General features: G+C 45.2%; 14 protein-coding genes and 2 pseudogenes. 11 read left to right on the forward strand and 5 right to left on the reverse strand.

Annotated elements, in window-relative coordinates:
• Positions 1 to 54: 54 nt before the first annotated feature.
• From I8U19_RS13910 to I8U19_RS13950, 9 genes are all read left to right on the forward strand, one after another.
• On the forward strand, positions 55 to 1,011 hold the full coding sequence (locus tag I8U19_RS13910; protein WP_033102046.1) for a GAF domain-containing protein: 957 nt from the start codon (positions 55 to 57) through the stop codon (positions 1,009 to 1,011).
• Positions 1,011 to 1,205, forward strand: coding sequence for a hypothetical protein (locus I8U19_RS13915; protein WP_033102047.1), 195 nt, complete (start codon positions 1,011 to 1,013; stop codon positions 1,203 to 1,205). The genes I8U19_RS13910 and I8U19_RS13915 overlap by 1 nt, the downstream gene beginning before the upstream one ends.
• Before the next feature lie 137 nt (positions 1,206 to 1,342).
• Positions 1,343 to 2,347: a LacI family DNA-binding transcriptional regulator gene (locus tag I8U19_RS13920; protein WP_198056218.1), complete on the forward strand. Its 1,005-nt coding sequence runs from the start codon at positions 1,343 to 1,345 to the stop codon at positions 2,345 to 2,347.
• Positions 2,348 to 2,384: 37 nt separating this feature from the next.
• Positions 2,385 to 4,469, forward strand: a complete 2,085-nt coding sequence (locus I8U19_RS13925) for an amylo-alpha-1,6-glucosidase (RefSeq protein ID WP_198056219.1) — start codon at positions 2,385 to 2,387, stop codon at positions 4,467 to 4,469.
• Positions 4,470 to 4,583: 114 nt separating this feature from the next.
• Positions 4,584 to 5,810, forward strand: a complete 1,227-nt coding sequence (locus I8U19_RS13930) for an ABC transporter substrate-binding protein (protein WP_198056220.1) — start codon at positions 4,584 to 4,586, stop codon at positions 5,808 to 5,810.
• Between the two features lie 51 nt (positions 5,811 to 5,861).
• Positions 5,862 to 6,752, forward strand: a complete 891-nt coding sequence (locus I8U19_RS13935) for a carbohydrate ABC transporter permease (RefSeq protein ID WP_198056221.1) — start codon at positions 5,862 to 5,864, stop codon at positions 6,750 to 6,752.
• Positions 6,753 to 6,778: 26 nt separating this feature from the next.
• Positions 6,779 to 7,597, forward strand: a complete 819-nt coding sequence (locus I8U19_RS13940) for a carbohydrate ABC transporter permease (protein WP_033102051.1) — start codon at positions 6,779 to 6,781, stop codon at positions 7,595 to 7,597.
• Between the two features lie 606 nt (positions 7,598 to 8,203).
• Positions 8,204 to 8,383, forward strand: coding sequence for a hypothetical protein (locus tag I8U19_RS13945; protein WP_033102052.1), 180 nt, complete (start codon positions 8,204 to 8,206; stop codon positions 8,381 to 8,383).
• A 346-nt stretch (positions 8,384 to 8,729) separates the two neighbouring features.
• Complete coding sequence (locus I8U19_RS13950) at positions 8,730 to 10,043, forward strand: nucleobase:cation symporter-2 family protein (protein WP_198056222.1); 1,314 nt, start codon at positions 8,730 to 8,732, stop codon at positions 10,041 to 10,043.
• A gap of 86 nt (positions 10,044 to 10,129) precedes the next feature.
• Here I8U19_RS13950 and I8U19_RS13955 read toward each other — a convergent pair whose 3' ends face one another.
• The gene (locus tag I8U19_RS13955) at positions 10,130 to 11,077 is read right to left on the reverse strand and encodes an aldo/keto reductase (protein ID WP_198056223.1); all 948 of its coding nucleotides are present in this window, start codon (positions 11,075 to 11,077) and stop codon (positions 10,130 to 10,132) included.
• A gap of 764 nt (positions 11,078 to 11,841) precedes the next feature.
• Between I8U19_RS13955 and I8U19_RS13960 the strand changes: the two genes are divergently transcribed.
• Positions 11,842 to 12,636, forward strand: a complete 795-nt coding sequence (locus I8U19_RS13960) for a carbohydrate deacetylase (protein WP_198056224.1) — start codon at positions 11,842 to 11,844, stop codon at positions 12,634 to 12,636.
• A 46-nt stretch (positions 12,637 to 12,682) separates the two neighbouring features.
• Here the strand turns inward: I8U19_RS13960 and I8U19_RS13965 are convergent, their stop codons facing one another.
• The 4 genes and pseudogenes from I8U19_RS13965 to I8U19_RS17720 all read right to left on the reverse strand — a co-directional run.
• Positions 12,683 to 13,294, reverse strand: coding sequence for an NUDIX hydrolase (locus I8U19_RS13965; protein WP_198056225.1), 612 nt, complete (start codon positions 13,292 to 13,294; stop codon positions 12,683 to 12,685).
• A 63-nt stretch (positions 13,295 to 13,357) separates the two neighbouring features.
• Positions 13,358 to 13,759, reverse strand: coding sequence for a hypothetical protein (locus I8U19_RS13970; RefSeq protein WP_198056226.1), 402 nt, complete (start codon positions 13,757 to 13,759; stop codon positions 13,358 to 13,360).
• 59 nt (positions 13,760 to 13,818) lie between these two features.
• On the reverse strand, positions 13,819 to 14,592 hold the full coding sequence (locus I8U19_RS13975; RefSeq protein WP_198056277.1) for a MerR family transcriptional regulator: 774 nt from the start codon (positions 14,590 to 14,592) through the stop codon (positions 13,819 to 13,821).
• A gap of 90 nt (positions 14,593 to 14,682) precedes the next feature.
• Positions 14,683 to 14,973 (reverse strand): annotated as a pseudogene (locus I8U19_RS17720) (Tn3 family transposase); the annotation flags it as partial.
• 26 nt (positions 14,974 to 14,999) lie between these two features.
• On the opposite strand from I8U19_RS17720, the pseudogene I8U19_RS17885 reads away from it, so the two are divergent.
• Positions 15,000 to 15,161 (forward strand): annotated as a pseudogene (locus I8U19_RS17885) (YhjD family protein); the annotation flags it as partial.
• Between the last annotated feature and the right edge of the window lie 1,890 nt (positions 15,162 to 17,051).

Raw genomic sequence — 17,051 nt, forward strand, 5'->3', positions numbered from 1 at the left:
TCTCTTTGAAGCAGCATATAGTAAGAGTAAAGATCAAAATTGGGGAGCGGAACAATGTCAGAGGATCTGTTGCACCTGTTTGAAATCTTCGATAAAAATACAGGCTGGTTTTTCGATTTTCTCGTAATCACGTTCTCGATTTCCATCGCAATCTTAATCGGAATCTATCTATACCGGTTCGCCTCGGGGAAAAGTGATTTGATGGGCAGAAAAACCGAGGAACCGACCCAGGATAACCAGGTCACTCTTCTGCAATTGGAATCTTGCCGCAAGAAAAATGAAGAATTGGAGAAAAAGCAGGTTTTGCTGGAACAGGAAGTACAGGAATTGTTAGATCTTTTGAAGGAAAAGGAACAGGAGTTGAGCAAAAATGCCGTTAACCTCATGAAAGCGGTACAAGAAGTGGAAATCCTGAAACAATTATATGAGGAACTTGACGCCAAGTACGATGACGAAACTTACACGATGTCGCAAATCATGTACACAGCGGATGAAGTGGCAGCGGCGATCGCCAACGAGGAAAGGTTCAAGCAAAATCGCGATGATATCTTTATGAATTTACTGGACTATCTGGTAAACACCTTAAAAAACTTTCGGGATAAGAATCCGCGGGTCATCATCCATGTCAAGCACCCGAACCATCCGGGAAAGTTGACGCACTATGCCCATTCCAGCGGACACACCCACCGCGTCAAGATTTATGAACCGCCCCTTTACGGAAGTGCTGCCGGCAGAGCCTGGCGAACACAGGAGGTTTATTATGCACCGGATGTGGAAGATCAAAAGTATGAGTATGATCGCAAAGAACATTCCCGAAAAGTGTATCGATCCATTCTTTGCATTCCGTTAAAGGCAGGTGTTGAGCACCCGAATATTATCGGGGTTTTGTCGATTACGGGCACGCCCGCCAATGCGTTTGAAAAGATTGAAATTGAACGGGCGTTGCTCTTTGCCAGTTTGATCTATCCGCTTATTTATATTGATCTGAAACAGGAAGGGAGGTTGCCTTGATGGGATGGTTTCGCACACTCCCGCCGGAAGAGCGAAAACGCCTGAACAAACTTTATCGTGAAGGATCAATTTCAAGAAAGCAGTTCATGCAAAAAATGAAAAATGGTTTTTTCGACCATGAACGGCTCGCAGTGAAGGAGAAATTTACCCGGTTGATTCAAAAGCGGGACTGGGAAGAAGAACCGGAGTTTTAATTGTGGTTAAGAGAGGCGTGGTGTTCTTGAGAGAGCACCACGCTTTTGTATAAATTTGATCAATAGCGAAAAATATATATTGAGTATTCGCAATTATTCATTTAAAATAATATCGAAAACGTTTTCGGAGGAATAAGATGAAGGTGACCATTAAAGACTTGGCAAGACTGGCCGGCGTATCGATTACCACTGTTTCCAGGGCTTTAAACGGCTATAAAGACGTGCGCCCGGAAACGAGGAGAAAGATACTGGAACTGGCTAAAGAATTGCACTACCGGCCCAGCGGGATTGCGCGCAGCCTGGTGACAAAAGAGTCGAAAACACTGGGTCTGATCATTTCCGGGTTTACGGGTTCGCGCAAAGGGCATCATTTTATGTTTGACATTATCTACGGGGTGATTGACCAAGCGACAGAATGCGGCTATGATGTGATTCTGGCAGCCACTTCACCGCACCAGCAAAAAGCTGTGCCATATATGGAGCTCTGCCAGCGCCGCCAGTTGGATGGAGTGATATTTTTCGGGGCGAGAAGGAATGATGTCTATCTCCATGAAATCATCAATGCTTCTGTCCCCTGTGTTTTGATTGATGTTCCGATCGTGTCTGATCGTTGCAGTTTCGTTACGGTCGATAATCGCAAAGCTGCCCGGTTGGCAGTTGATCATCTGCTCTTGCAGGGACACCGTCGAATTGCCATGATTAACGGACATCAGGAAGCCTATGTCAGCGAAGAAAGGGAAGCGGGGTTTCGTGAAGCTTTGAAACAAGCGGATTTGGATGAGCCTCTGATCGTTTATGGTGATTTTGAAGAAGAGTCAGGGAGGGAAGGGGCAAAGAAACTACTGGAGACAAATCCGGATCTGACAGCGATTTTTTGTGCCAGCGATTGGATGGCGATGGGGGCAGTAAACGGCCTTCGGGATCTGGGCAAGAGAGTGCCGGAAGAGGTATCGGTCATCGGGTTTGATGATATCGAATTGTGCCGCTATGTTACCCCGGCTCTCACCACCATTCACCAACCGCGCTATGAATTGGGAAGCAAGGCGGCCAAGGAACTTGTCACTCTGCTGCGGGGGGAGAAAGGAAAAGGGATTGTGCTCGAGCCTGAACTGATTATTCGCAATAGTACAAATTGGAGTTGATCCATTTTTTGAAAACGTTTTCGAGGAGAGACCGATCATGAACCACATCATTAAGGAAGAGGATATCTTCTTATTTACGGACGGCCAAGGAAATATCCCTGTGAACAGCCCGCGTGGTTACGGACTTTTTTACCGCGATACCCGCTTCCTCCATCATTTTTCCTGGGTGCTTTCCGATATTCCCATGATCTCGCTTTGTTCAAAAGCGGCGGGCGCAGAAAGCGAATACCGGTATACCAATAAGGAGGTGATGCGCGGAGATTCTCTGATTCTATGGCGGGAGTCATTGGAGTTGGTACATCGTCGCCGGATTTTTGAAGGAGTGGTATATGAAACGTTTCATTTTGTCAATTTGGATCAGCGTGCAGTAAACACCCAGCTCAAACTGACCGTCGGAGCCGATTTTACCGATATGTTTATCATCCGGGGTTTTAGCACGGGAAAACGGGGTGAGGAACCGGACTGTCAGGTGCTCGATTCAGGACTCCGCTTTTCTTATAAGGGATTGGATGGCAGAGAACGAAAAACGGAGATCGTATTTGATTCGCAGCCATCCGCCATCAGGCAAAATGGATCTGTGGAGATTCCGCTTTCCCTTCATCCGGGAGAAAAACGGGACATCGGTTTTAAGATCATTCCTTATCTGGACAAGAAGCCGCAGGTGCTGGATCAGACGGAGGCCCAAACACGCCTGTGGACCTCATATCGCGCATGGATGGAGAAAATGCCGCAGCTGGAGTCTGATCATCCGGATTTCAACGCAATGTTTCAAACCGGTTTGCATGATTTTCGAATGCTCTTGACCGATGTGGGGAACGGAAAATTACCCGTGGCAGGATTGCCTTGGTTTGCCGTTCCGTTCGGACGGGACAGTTTAATCGCGTCGTTGCAGTCCCTTTTCATCGATCCGGAGCTGGGCAAGGCGACGATTCGCACGATGATGCAGAAACAGGGAACCCGTCTGGACCCCTGGAAAGATGAAGAACCCGGAAAGATTTTGCACGAAATTCGTTATGGAGAGTTGACGGAAACGAACCAGGTTCCGTTTTCGCCTTATTACGGTTCGGTAGACGCAACCCCTTTGTTTTTGATATTGATTCATGAGATTTACCGTTTTACCGGCGATTTGTCATTTGTGCGCGAATGTGCGGAGTCAGCGAAAAAAGCTTTTGCATGGATTGATGAATACGGGGACCCGGACAACAGGGGATACACCTCATATGCCTGCAAATCCGCCAAAGGAATCCGGAATCAGGGGTGGAAAGACTCCGAAAATTCGATCGTCCATACGGATGGCACATTGGCGGAAGCGCCGATTGCTCTCGTCGAAGTGCAGGGGTATGTTTATTGGGCAAAAAAAGCGTGGGCACGCTTATTTGAACAGTTGGGTGAAAGCTCTTTGGCCAGGCGATTGGAGCGAGATGCAAACCACTTGCAGAAAAGGTTTCTTCGTGATTTCTGGATGCCGCAAGAAGAATACATGGCCTTGGCTCTGGATAAAGACAGGCGCCAAGTGGGGGCAATCGCTTCCAATGCCGGTCATTTGTTAATGAGCGGGATTTTGGATGAAGCAAAAGCGGGATCCGTTGCCCGGAGGCTGTTGCAACCGGATTTGTTCAGCGGTTGGGGGATACGGACGCTCAGCGCGGAACATCCTGCATACAACCCGATGAGTTATCATAACGGTTCGGTTTGGCCACATGATAATTCGCTGATTCTGCTGGGGTTAGTCGAATGGAATATGACCGAAGCACTCAGTTTGCTTCTTGATGGTTTGATCGCAGCTTCCGCCCATTTTCCGGAGCGCCGTTTGCCTGAACTTTTCTGTGGATACGAACGGAGCGGGGGATCCCTTATCCCTTATCCGGTTGCTTGTTCGCCACAAGCCTGGGCTGCCGGAACGGCATTTGTGATGCTCCGGGCCATGTTAGGTCTTAAACCGGATGCCGTTCAAAAGAAAATCGTGCTGACCCCCTCCTTGCCTGCAAGTATAAACCGGCTGAATGCGAATCGGTTGCGGATCGGGGAAGGGGAGATGGATGTCAGCCTGTACAAGAGCGGGGACACCGTCTACACTGCTGTTAAACGAAATACAACCGGCTGGGATGTCATCATAGGTTAGAAGGTTCGGCATGGAGTTTTACGGAGAGTATTCCCTGAATGGACCTGTGACCATGTTCAAGATATTTTTCAACCGGAAATACGTGTTTCCACAGCTATATGAGGAGGTTGAAATATGAGCCTTTTCAGACAATTCCTCGCGATCCTGTTACTGACTTCACTGGTGTTGACGGGATGCGCCGCAGGGGGATCAAGCAGCAAAAAAGAGATTCGAATCGGGGCTGCTCTCTCTTCACCGGCGGAAAAACAAATTCTGGAGGCGCAGGTCAACGAATTCAAGAAAGAGCATGCTGGCGTGGATGTCAAGATCGAGTCGCTCACGGATGACTACCTCAAGGAAATCCAAACCATGATCGGAGCCCATAAGGAACCGGATATTTTTTATCTGGACAGCATGTATGCTCCTGATCTCATCCGTTATCAAGTATTGGAACCGCTTGATCCTTATATAAAAAAAGAGAAAGTGAACTTAAATGATTTTGAGGATTCACTGGTTCGAGCTTTCCAAAAGAACGGCCATACTTACGGGATTCCCAAAGATTATAATACGCTCGCTCTTTTTTACAATAAAAAAATACTGAAAGAAAAGGGAGTTGCCGTTCCAAAAACATGGGATGAACTGCGTGCGGCAGCAAAAGCGTTAACGACCAGCGAACATAAGGGACTAGTTATCAATCCTGAACTCGCGAGGTTTCAACCTTTTCTCTATCAAAACGGAGGAAAGGTGATCGATGACCAAGGCAAACCGGATCTCAATAGTCCGCAAAATCGGGAAGCCCTGCAATTTTTCACTGATTTGTTTACGAAAGATCACAGTGCTGACACCCCGAAAAATATGGGATTTCAATGGAGCGGAGACGCATTTGCCGAGGGGAAATCCGCGATGGTGATCGAGGGAGGCTGGCTGATTCCGTTCCTCAAGGAAAAGGCTCCGGATCTCGACTACGGGATTGCGGAACTGCCGGTCAAAGCAGCCGGAAAACCGAATTCCAACCTGGCGTTTACGGTAGCTTACGTGATGTCCAAACGGAGTGAGCATAAAGATATCGCGTTTCAATTAATCAATTTCCTCACCAGCGAAAAGGGGCAATCCTATGTGGTGAAAAGCGGGTTAGCCTTGCCGTCCCGAAAAGCGATGGGAGAAAAGTTCATTCAAACCTATCCTGAACGGGCCGCTTTTGTCAACGGAGCGAAATACGCCCAGCCCTTTCAATACGGCGATGCCGGGTCCGCCTTGGTGGATGCTGTCAACAAGGCCGCCGAGTCACTGGTATTGGGACAAGAACATGATGTAGCCAGGGCGTTAGCTGCGGCAGAGCAACAAGCGAACAAAAAACAATAATCAAAGAGAGCGCTTTTTGCTCTCTCTTTTTTCATCAGGCGAGGTGAAAACATGAAACGGAAAAAGCGCTGGACGAGCGATCCATTTATGGGTTATCTGTTCGTTTTGCCGGCAGTGGCCTGTTTATCCGCATTTTTTATCGGTCCGATCCTTTATGCCTTTTATCTCAGCTTTCAGCATTTTTCTTTCCTTAATCCCGAATTGTCCTCGTTTGTCGGGTTGGATAACTATTTGCGCTTATTTACAGATCAGCGATTCCATCGCGCTCTCTGGAATACCACGCTTTATTCCCTGGGAGTCGTACCGGTTCAAGTCAGCCTTTCTCTGTTATTGGCACTGATCGTAGACAGCAAGATCAAGGGGAAAACTTTTTTTCGCGTTACTTATTTTTTGCCGACCGTCACTTCATCTGTAGCCGTTTCCGTTATGTTTCTCTACCTTTTCAAAAAAGAGGGTTTGGTCAATTTATTTCTGTCCCAGTTCGGGATTCAGGGAAGAAGCTGGTTGATGGATGTTGATTTTGCTTTGCCCTCAATCATGCTGATGGCGATCTGGACGACAGTCGGGCAATTTATGGTGATATACCTTGCCGGCTTGCAGGAGATTCCGCAAGATTTGTACGAAGCGGCAAGAGTGGACGGGGCAGGGGGATGGCGGCAATTTTGGCATATTACTTTGCCGCTTTTGAAACCAACCACTTTTTTTATCGTTGTGATGTCCATTATCGGGACATTTCAGGTATTTGACCAAATGTACATCATTTCCAAAGGGGACGGCGGCCCTTTGGACGCCACTTTGACCGTCGTTTTATACCTGTATAATGAAGCGTTCAAGCAATTTGATATGGGTTATGCTTCAGCCATTGCCTTTTTCCTGTTTGCCGTTATTTTAATTTTGACAATCATCCAAAGGAAAATTTTCAAGGATGAGACTTATCAATAATGCGGAGTCGAGGAGGATCAGTTTCCATGTGGAAAAGAGCGGCACGAATATTCCTTTACATTATCGCCATCGGCTATGCCTGTATCACACTTTTTCCGTTTCTGTGGTCGTTTTTCACTTCGCTTAAGTTGACTCCCGATACAAACAAATGGTGGGTGCCTGTATCCAGATTGACCATGGAGAACTATACGAATTTGATCTTCAGCCATGAATACCCCTTTTTTCAGTGGTTTATCAACAGCTTAATTGTCGCCGCTGTTGTCACGGTGGGGAATCTGATAATCAATTCAATGGCCGGGTTTGCATTGGCAAGAATTCCGTTTCGGGGCAGGTCATTTTTGTTTTACCTCGTACTGGGGATTATGATGATTCCTCCTCAGGTTATACTGGTTCCGATCTATATTCTCCTAAGCAAATTGAATTGGGTCGATACCTATTATGGTCTGACCATCCCCTGGATGGTAAACAGCTTCGGCATTTTTCTCATGCGCCAGTTTTTCCTATCAATTCCCAGGGAGTTGGAGGAGGCGGGTTTTATTGACGGACTTTCACGGTGGGGCGTTTTTTGGAAGATCATTTTGCCCCTGAGCAAACCGGCTTTGGCCACACAAACGATTTTCATATTTATGGGCAACTGGAACAGCTTTATGTGGCCCAATCTCCTGGCCAGTTCAGAAGAAATGTATACTTTGCCTGTCGGTTTAAGCACATTGTACGGGGAATATAACGCTTTCTGGAATCATATTCTGGCCGGAACAATGATCATGACGATTCCGATTATCATTGTTTTCCTGATTTTCCAACGCCACTTTATCCGAGGGATCGCAACCACCGGAATAAAATAGGGTAGATGATTTTCACAAGAGGTCCGATTAATTAATCGGACCTCTTGTGGTTTTAATACGATTTAAAAGAAAATAATTTCTCAAAACTATAGTTAACTTTTTCTAACGAGACAGAGACGAGAGAAACAGAAGATATGAAAAAGAGGAAACCAAAATTTTGCCAAAGGAAGAAGATCAGATTTACATACCGTAACAAAATATTTGTTTTGTTACGGTATGTGAGGGGATTACAGGGGATCAGGAGGCGATTTTTCTCCTATTCATCTCCTTTTATCCCTGTTTATGTAATCCGAAAACACCCATATAACCCCGGTTTCTCTGATCATCATTTCCAACCTGAAGATCTCTCTTACAGAAACTGTCTTCAGTTTTTTCAACCGCAAAATATTACTCGGCAACCCGGCTGATGCTTCTCCCTGTACATGCGATAATCACCATCTTGCTTCTGGCAGCATTTATTCATGGTGGCATTCCGACGATTGGTTGTATCCTGTTTTTAGCGCAAACCAATTTGCAAAATACATAGTTCGGATAATTCTTTCAACTTGACTTATTCCCGGTCTACCACTATTGTATTAGACAAATCATTTTCTGGAGGGCTTACAATTGGATAAAAGATATCAACTGGATCTGACGATTCAAGACTTGAGACAAGCTAAAAATATCATCCAGCGTGCCGTTGACCGCTTGGAGCAGATCAACCACAGTAAGAGTTTCACTCTTAATAACCTGGCAAATGACTTAAAGGATTTTATTGAAGAATTGGATTCTGATGAGGAATTTTAATTGGTATCATAGTTTTTCGGGTGCCGAATGGATCTTCTTCATCCCCGGTATCCTTCCGGCCAATCGAGGTAAATATATCCTTTTAAGATTCTTTCTTCCTTTATTCCCGAAAATAACAACCTTCTTATTTCGATTCTAAGGCCGTTTTTCTTATTTCCAATACCCAAACCTATCAAAAAAATAAAAAGGCTCTAAACCCGCTTAGAATCGCTCTGGCGGCTTGATTGGATAAACATTTGCAAAAACAGAACAATGCGTTATTATATTAATGTAATTGTTCGTTTTTTATATCGTTTTTTCTCTTTCGATCCACCAATCGTTCACTTCTCATCTCAGGAGGTTTCTTATGAATAATTTAGGGATCTGGAAGACTTTATTTTTGGGATTTCAACATGTACTGGCCATGTATGCCGGAGCAGTTGTTGTTCCCTTGATCGTCGGGTCTTCCTTGGGAATGAATCAACAAGACTTGGCTTACCTGATTTCGATTGACCTGTTTACCTGCGGAATTGCCTCTCTCTTGCAAGTGGCAGGCGGGCGATTCCTCGGCGTCAAACTCCCGATTATCCTGGGTTGCACGTTTACTGCCGTCCCACCGATGGTCACCATCGGCAAACTTGAAGGATTACCGGCAATCTACGGTTCCATCATCGCTTCCGGAATCATCGTGATGATCGTTTCACAGATTTTCAGCAAGATTGTCAAGTGGTTCCCGCCTGTCGTCATCGGTTCGGTCGTCACCACGATCGGCGTCTCGCTGATTCCCGTAGCAATGAACAATGTCGCAGGCGGACAAGGTTCGCAGTCCTTTGGAAAAATCGAAAATTTGGGTTTGGCTGCTCTCACCTTGGCCATTGTAATTTTGCTTAACCGCTTTTTCAAAGGCTACATTCGCTCGATTTCCGTTTTGATCGCCATGATCATCGGCACGGCCGTGGCTTGGGGATTGGGAATTGTTGACTTTACCTCCGTCAGTAAAGAAAAATGGTTTCAACTCGTGGAACCCTTCCATTTTGGTTTACCGCAGTTTCACCTGTCCTCCATCCTTACGATGACCCTGGTTGCCATCGTCAGTATGATCGAATCTTTGGGTGTCTTCATGGCCCTGGCCGACTTGTGCGAAAAAAAATTAAGCGATTATGACGTCAAAAAAGGTTTCTTGGCAGAAGGATTGGCCTATGTGATCGGCGGGATGTTCAACTCTTTTCCCTACACCAGTTTTTCGCAGAATGTCGGTCTTGTCGCCCTTAGCAAAATCAAATCGCGCTCGGTTATTGTCTCCGCCGGTCTCATTTTGATGGTTTTGGGATTGCTTCCCAAAATCGCGGCAATCACAACCGTTGTCCCCAATGCAGTCTTGGGAGGGGCAATGGTACCGATGTTTGGAATGGTCATCACTTCGGGGATTCGCATTCTCTCAACCGTTGATTTCAAACAAAACGAGAATTTGCTCATCGTTGCCTGCTCCATCGGAATCGGACTGGGAATCTCCGTCGTCCCCGCGGTATTTAAAGAAATCCCAGAATCCATCCGGGTGATCGTGGACAACGGAATTGTCATTGGCAGCTTAACGGCAATCATCCTTAACCTCATACTGAACCGCAAAAAAGAAACCGCACAACATGTCAACACTCCCCAATCTACTGCAGAAACCTCATAAAATGAGTAAAAGGAGAAGGATTTCGGATCCTCTCCTTTTCTTGTTTACCAACGGCTCGGTCTGATCAAGCCAATGATTAACGCTCGCTAAAGTTCACTTTTGACGGAGAAGCGCTTTGCCATCTCGTTCAATCGGTGAAGATCCCTTTTTGTTAAGGTGATTTTCACCGCCTCGATGTTTTCCCTCAGATATTTTCTTCGTTTGGTCCCTGGGATGGGCACAATATCATCCCCTTGAGACAATACCCAGGCCAAGGCAATTTGCGAAGCAGTTGCTTCCTTTTCTCTTGCGATTTTTTCAAGCTCCGTCACTAAGTTCAGGTTCTTTTTGAAGTTTTCCTCTTTAAATCGTGTGAAACGACGTCTGATATCATTCTGCGCAAAGTCATCGTATTCCTTGATTTTACCTGTTAAAAAACCATTTCCAAGCGGGCTGTAAGCGACAAGGCCAATTCCTGAATCACGGGCGACCGGCAGGATTTCCTCGACGTCTCTGTTCCATATGGAGTATTCCGTCTGTAAAGCTGTGATCGGATGCACGCTGACGGCACGGACTAAAAGATCAGCATCCACATTGGAAAGCCCGAGGAAGCGGACCTTTCCTTCTTTCACCAGATCTGCCATGGCTCCCACTGTTTCTTCGATCGGCACATTTGGATCCGGCATGTGCAGATAATAAAGGTCAATGTAATCCATCCCGAGCCTGCGCAAACTGCCTTCAATCGCTCTTCTTACATATCGGGGATGTCCGTTCAGCCCTGTTATATCCCCTTGTGCGTTGCGGACCACTCCAAATTTGGTTGAAACAATCGCTTCTGATCGGCGTCCCTTTAATGCTTTGCCAACAAGGATTTCATTTGCTCCCCCAACACCATACAGATCAGCTGTATCGAAAAAGTTGACGCCAAAATCAAACGCTTGATGAATGGTGGCAATCGCTTCCTTTTCATTTGTCTCTCCATAAAATTCGGACATGCCCATACAGCCGAGTCCGATAGCGGATACTTCCAAACTCCCTAATTTCCTTCTTTCCATCACCATTCACCTCCCTTGTCTCCAAACATGCTTTAAAAATATAGTTTATATCTCAAAAAAAGAATAGACTTTTTCTTCTCGTTGAGTTATCCTTATACTCAGAGTATGCCCTGAAACAGTCGCGTTTCGGGGCATTTGTTGTATAACGGTAAAGATCGGATCAGCCAATGCCTCCTTATACTATTCGAAATTTTCGTGTGTATGTATTGTAAACTGATTTGCATTTTGAATCGGTTGGGATGAATATTAGGAATTGAAATAAAATAAATCGGCAGATCTGTAATAAATTTCTTTACCATCGTGATCCCCGCCATGCTATTTTTTCGATCGGTCACAGACCATCATCCCGACAGTTTAAAGGCAATGTTCGCAAAAAATAGCTATCTCGCCGCGCTTGGCCGATAAGCTTATTTTTATCATCCAAAACGTGATCTCAGACTGCCGGATCAGTCTGGACTGGATAAATATCCACAGTGACAGAGTGTTACCAGTTCCGGTATCCGAACCGAAAAAAATGGATGATTGTCTGAATGATCGATCCTCTCAGTTTAGCTGGTGTTTGTATTTACAGAATATTTGTTTGTATATACCATAAACAGATTTGTATTATGAATCAGTTGAACTGAATGTTGTGGAAATAATATTTTCATATATTTCCTCTTTGTCTATTTTGTTAAGTCCTGATTCCTTTTAATTAGTGATACAAACGATATGTTAAACTAATAGTAGAAAGAGATAAAAATAAAAGGGGATGAAACGAAACCATGCATCGTTTCCTGATTGTAAATGCAGATGATTTCGGCTTATCTGACGCAGTCAACCGTGGCATTGTTGAAGCTCATCAAAACGGGATTGTGACCAGTACCACGATCATGGCCAACATGCCCGGGTTTGACAATGCTGTCAGCCTTGCCAATGAACTACCTGATCTCGGCATTGGCTTCCATTTTAACCTTACCTACGGCGCCCCTCTCCTTCCCCCGGAAGAAATCCCCTCGTTGGTTGACGATCAGGGGAACTTTCGGCCGATCTCAAGAGAAACAATCGAAAACTGGAAGACGGAAGACATTGCCAAGGAATTGGCCGCCCAATGGGAGAAAGTGAAAGCATCCGGGATCAAGATTACGCATTTGGATTCACATCATTATATTCAGATCATGCCGTCTGTCCGGTCGTTATTTCTTGAATTGGCAAAGAAAGAAAATTTGCCGACCCGGCATACGTTTACTTTGAACTTTCAAGAAATGAATATGCCCCTTGTTTCCAAGCGCTCAGAACTTCCTCCTTCCCACCCTGCTACGACCGAGTTTTTTATCGGGGATATTTATTTTCAGGAAGACAGGTTGAACAAGCTTCTGGGGCATTTGGAAAATCTGTCTGAAGGGCTGACTGAACTCAACTGCCACCCGGGTTATATCGACGATGATTTAAAGCGCCTGTCCGCCTTGACCGATTATCGGGTCACTGAATTGCAAACACTGACTCACCCGGAAGTGAAAAAACGCGTGCAAGAGTTGGGAATTCAACTGGTGCATTTCGGAACGGCCCGCCTTTCCTGAACAGACCGAGCGGCACTCTTTCTTGCGTGAGTGCCGCTTTTTCGCCTCAATCATGATGCGTTTTCCCCGATGCCGCCAATTGGATCATCATCTGTATTTGTTCCCCGGTAATCCGTTCGGTTGATAAATCGGGAAGATGATCAACCGGATAAAAAGCTGCTGCTTCCGTTTCGATGCTGCTGGACGGTTGGCCTCCGATCAGTCGTGCAAGAACAAAAATTTTATAAATGGAATACGGAGAAGGCGGGTGGTTGTACCGATTCCGATCCAAGATTGCGAGGATCCGCTCCGCCTCCACCTCATATCCGGACTCCTCTTTTACCTCTTTTACGATGTTCTCTCCCAAAGACAACCCGGGTTCCGCCCATCCCCCGGGAAGTGTCCAATTCCCGTCGCTCCTCTCTTTTACCAACAGAATGTGCTGATCTTGGAGGATCACTGCTCTCACGTCAATCTTCGGTGTCTGGTAACCGGTTTCGTTCAAAAAAAGCTCTCTTACCCTTTTCATGGATGTTTCCGAATAGCGGGAGACCATGCATGCACTGATTTCTCTTAATTCCCGGTAGCGTTCCCGATCGAAGGGATCTTTGCAATAAGCCAGGCCTGATTGGGCAATCGCTTGAATTCGCTTTGCAATTTCCAGCCAAAAAGGTTCCATGCTTAACTCTCCTTTTTTGTATAGAAAAAAACCCACCATATTCATATGATGGGTTTTATCTGTTCAATTCCAAAAACGGGACCGGTCGGAAACTGAATATTTGACATACCAGTGGCTGTCAGGAGTCTCATTGACCAGTCGGAAGAAATAATAGCCGTCTTCGGGAACGGTATAAGGGGAATCGGCGTGGGAGACAAAATTGTATGCATTGCCAATACGGGTTTGCACAAGCGTCCCGTCTTTCTTGTAAAGTTCAATGCGAATATCAATATATTCACGATCAGCCAGATTGTCATTTTTAAAGTAGATCTCGCCCGCTTTGGCATAAAATACGCTTGTGCTGTGTTCTGATGTAACCACGGCTTTGCCTCTGACAAACGTAGCCGCATAGGATTGCTCGGATGACAAAACAAATACGAACAAAAACGCCAACAGACCTGCCAGTACCTTTTTGATCTTGTCCACCCCCTGTATTTAATTATTCGAATAACAGTCTCTTTTTGTGTCCGTGTCCCGGAATTTGATCAATTCATTTTGTCCGCAAAATGCTCCGCTGCCAAGCATAGATAATAAGCAAGACCAGTCTGTTGATTTTCAAGCATTTGACGATGGAAATCATCATCCAAAAAGAAGCGCGTCATTGCAGCAAAATCTCGCGGTGTTTCAATATGGTGACGTTGTTTGAGACCGGCTACATGTGAATCGATCAAGTGCTGAACATGGCTGTCAGTATGCTTGATCCCGCTCGCAAGGGCGCGGGCCATACCTGTGATGAATTGTTGGGCCAATCTGGCCTCTTCATTCATCTCCTCGGGAACGATCGGTTTCTCTCCCAGGTCGTGGCCGTAGTTCTCTTTTAAATATTCAGTCTGCTCACGCATCGCGTTACGCCATTCTTCTTCCGTTTCAAAACCTTTAAACATGTCTGCTTGATCCATGGGTTCTCCTTTCTCGGCAGAGCGGATCGATTCGTTGATTGTTTGAATCAGGTCTGCTGTTCTTTCCATACGAGCCTGCAGCAGCCTTTTTTGCTCTTTCAGTATCCTTATCCGATCATGCTCGCCAGTCAAAATTTCTTTAATCTTCTTGAGAGGAAAGTCGAGTTCACGGTAAAACAGTATTTCCTGCAAACGCTCCAGTTCTTTCCTGCCGTAGAGGCGATAACCGGCATCGTTCACCTCGCAAGGCAGCAAAAGACCAATTTTATGATAATGATGCAATGTTTTCACTGTCACGTTCGCGATCTTTGAAACCTGTTTAACGGTATAGGGGTAAGTCCGAGATACGTGTAAAAATATACAGTTATAAATGGAAATTTGTCCCAAACCACAATAACACCAGCTCCCTTGCCTGTTTCACGTTAAGGGAGCTGGTTAGTTTATGACTTGCTATTCCACAATGCTAGTTGGCAGGATTAATTGTGGTTCTGGGGGCTCAGGTGCATTGTCCATGTCAATTACATAGTCACCAAAGCGCTTAATGTGACTGGTCATGTAAGGACTCAAAGTAGCCACGGCTTCACTTTCGATTCCGTATCCGTCTCTGGTCAACCCCCGTAACATGGCTGTTAAGTCCACTACATTCTGAAGAATAATTGCGTTTGCAACAAGATCATTGTACTTAATCACCTTTTCTTGCTCTTCCGGATGATTATCAGCAATAATGCTTTCACCGCCGAAAAGGACATGACGGAAGGGGGTATTTCAGAAGATCGCCAGGGGAAATCATCGAGATCAAACAGGAACCGGAGTATCGCTATGTAGCCTACAAGTACAAAGGATATAGGCAGGAAATGAAGTTCCTGAATGAGTGGATCAAGGTCGAATGCAGCGAAATCTTGAAGGAGTATCTCAATCGAGAAAATTAAGGTTCAACCGCTGTAGGCAGCCCACGAAAATTAGGAACAAAATATTTTATGTAATAGGGTTACTGACCTTGTAGTAAGAACAAATTGATAAATGAAAGACAGTATTTTCTTTATTGGAGGGTCAGTAACCCTTTGTATTATTTAGTACAGCGTTTCCTTACAGTTATTAGCACTCATGGCGATGGCGGCGGTGGTGACGACGGTGGTGGCGGCGATGATGACGGCGGCGCGGGCAACAGAATCGGAAGCAACGACGGTGTCTTCTTCTGAAACACATACCGATCACCTCCTTTCATAGAACAAAAGGAAGTTTGATTTAGGGTAGGGGAAGAAATGAAAAAGGATGGAGTAAAAGCGGGGAAGTAGATGGAAGTAAAACTCTTTCTAATATTATATGTTTTTGGTTAACGATTGGTGCTGGGTGTCAGCATTCTGTCACACCCAAAGGGAAATCATCATATGATGAACTAGATCATTAGTATACAGGGGAAAGAGACCGTATACGATGATGCGACGTATCTTTAATGGAGCCCCATGATAGCCAGCTCATCAGCCGTCCATAAGGATGGCTTTTTTTCTGTGAAAATAAATCAGCACACCTCTTTTTTAAATCCTTCGCAGAAGCCGCTTTAACTTGAAAAAGGCAATAAAAAGCCACCACGATGTTAATTCGTGTTTTTGTGAATATTCACTTCTCCTTGTCTTGATAGTTCCAAGTCTGGAAATTCACTCGAAAAATAATACCATTTTTCTGTCCGTGATCATCGCATTTACCATTCGATGTCGACATAGGGTTGTCCGCTGAGTGAATTTATACAGTTTTTGTTCCAGGGTCGAACCACTATAAAAGAGCGCGTAGTTCTTCTCTGACTTGGTGTTAACAAGTATGGTCTGGAAATTCAACATGGAAACATTTTCATGTCTGGGTTGTGGCTATTCGTTTGTCATGACAGTTTTTGTTTGAAATAAACAAAAGAACCACCCAGAGAGCAGACGTTATTCGTGGGATGGAAACGCGGTCTAGGAAGATATCGGTCCAAAAATCAATGGATATAGGATAAAAGCACTTTCCCTTTGGATTTGATTACATACGATTCCACATCGGTAAGAATCGTTCGATAGGTCTGAATCGTTTTTGGACTCATTTCCTCCTGTCGAGATGGGATAAGAACGCATCGTAGAGTTTAGCGCAACTTTTCGTTTCAAGAAAAAGAAGCGAAATTTGCTTCCATCTCCTTGACATTTTATCATAGGATGATCAAAAAATGAATCAAAATTTCGAATAAAGGGATGAAGCGTCAGAACCAAATCACCCCGAAACCATAAGGCTACCCAAGCGATTGGGCAGCCTCCTTTTTAGGGGGTTCTCCAGTCATCGGCGGCTTCCCTCTATCTCTTCAACAGTTCGATCAAAATCTGGGCTAGTCCAATCATCACCATCACTTGCTCCCGGGTGATATACTTGTTCACCATGGTATCGCCCCCTTCGTTTTGTCCGTACATTATACATTACCGGCGGGAGGAGCATTTCGCACAGCCGGAGACGAAAAAAATCGATTTTCCTTTCCTTGTGGAAGGAACATTCCCCTCCTATCAATGGATTCTCGCTCCAATGTGGGGGAGAGGTTTTTTGTAGCTGCCCAAGTATTTCGGGCATCTTATTTCATTAGCTCAACAACAATGGAGATGATGGCCAAGATACGCTTAACTGTTCCCAAGTCACCGGTTGTCGCATCAAATCAATCCTTTGGATAGAAAAAAGGACGCCCGCAATTGGACGTCCTCTCATTACTATTACACGACGCTAACAGGGGTGTGCGCGCATAAAATCGCGAAAAAATCCGTTCACTATTTATGCACAGTGAATAAATGAAAAAGGACATAATGAGC

Origin of the sequence: Thermoactinomyces sp. CICC 10523 (assembly GCF_016055105.1) — a bacterium.
GTDB classification, from domain to species: domain Bacteria; phylum Bacillota; class Bacilli; order Thermoactinomycetales; family Thermoactinomycetaceae; genus Thermoactinomyces_A; species Thermoactinomyces_A daqus.

Bases quoted from the DNA above. Each gene is read 5' to 3' on its own strand.
- I8U19_RS13920 (WP_198056218.1), top strand. From the start codon at position 1,343: ATGAAGGTGACCATTAAAGACTTGGCAAGACTGGCCGGCGTATCGATT.
- I8U19_RS13960 (WP_198056224.1), top strand. From the start codon at position 11,842: ATGCATCGTTTCCTGATTGTAAATGCAGATGATTTCGGCTTATCTGAC.
- I8U19_RS13935 (WP_198056221.1), top strand. From the start codon at position 5,862: ATGAAACGGAAAAAGCGCTGGACGAGCGATCCATTTATGGGTTATCTG.
- I8U19_RS13940 (WP_033102051.1), top strand. From the start codon at position 6,779: ATGTGGAAAAGAGCGGCACGAATATTCCTTTACATTATCGCCATCGGC.
- I8U19_RS13915 (WP_033102047.1), top strand. From the start codon at position 1,011: ATGGGATGGTTTCGCACACTCCCGCCGGAAGAGCGAAAACGCCTGAAC.
- I8U19_RS13955 (WP_198056223.1), bottom strand. From the start codon at position 11,077: ATGGAAAGAAGGAAATTAGGGAGTTTGGAAGTATCCGCTATCGGACTC.
- I8U19_RS13965 (WP_198056225.1), bottom strand. From the start codon at position 13,294: ATGGAACCTTTTTGGCTGGAAATTGCAAAGCGAATTCAAGCGATTGCC.
- I8U19_RS13925 (WP_198056219.1), top strand. From the start codon at position 2,385: ATGAACCACATCATTAAGGAAGAGGATATCTTCTTATTTACGGACGGC.
- I8U19_RS13910 (WP_033102046.1), top strand. From the start codon at position 55: ATGTCAGAGGATCTGTTGCACCTGTTTGAAATCTTCGATAAAAATACA.
- I8U19_RS13950 (WP_198056222.1), top strand. From the start codon at position 8,730: ATGAATAATTTAGGGATCTGGAAGACTTTATTTTTGGGATTTCAACAT.
- I8U19_RS13930 (WP_198056220.1), top strand. From the start codon at position 4,584: ATGAGCCTTTTCAGACAATTCCTCGCGATCCTGTTACTGACTTCACTG.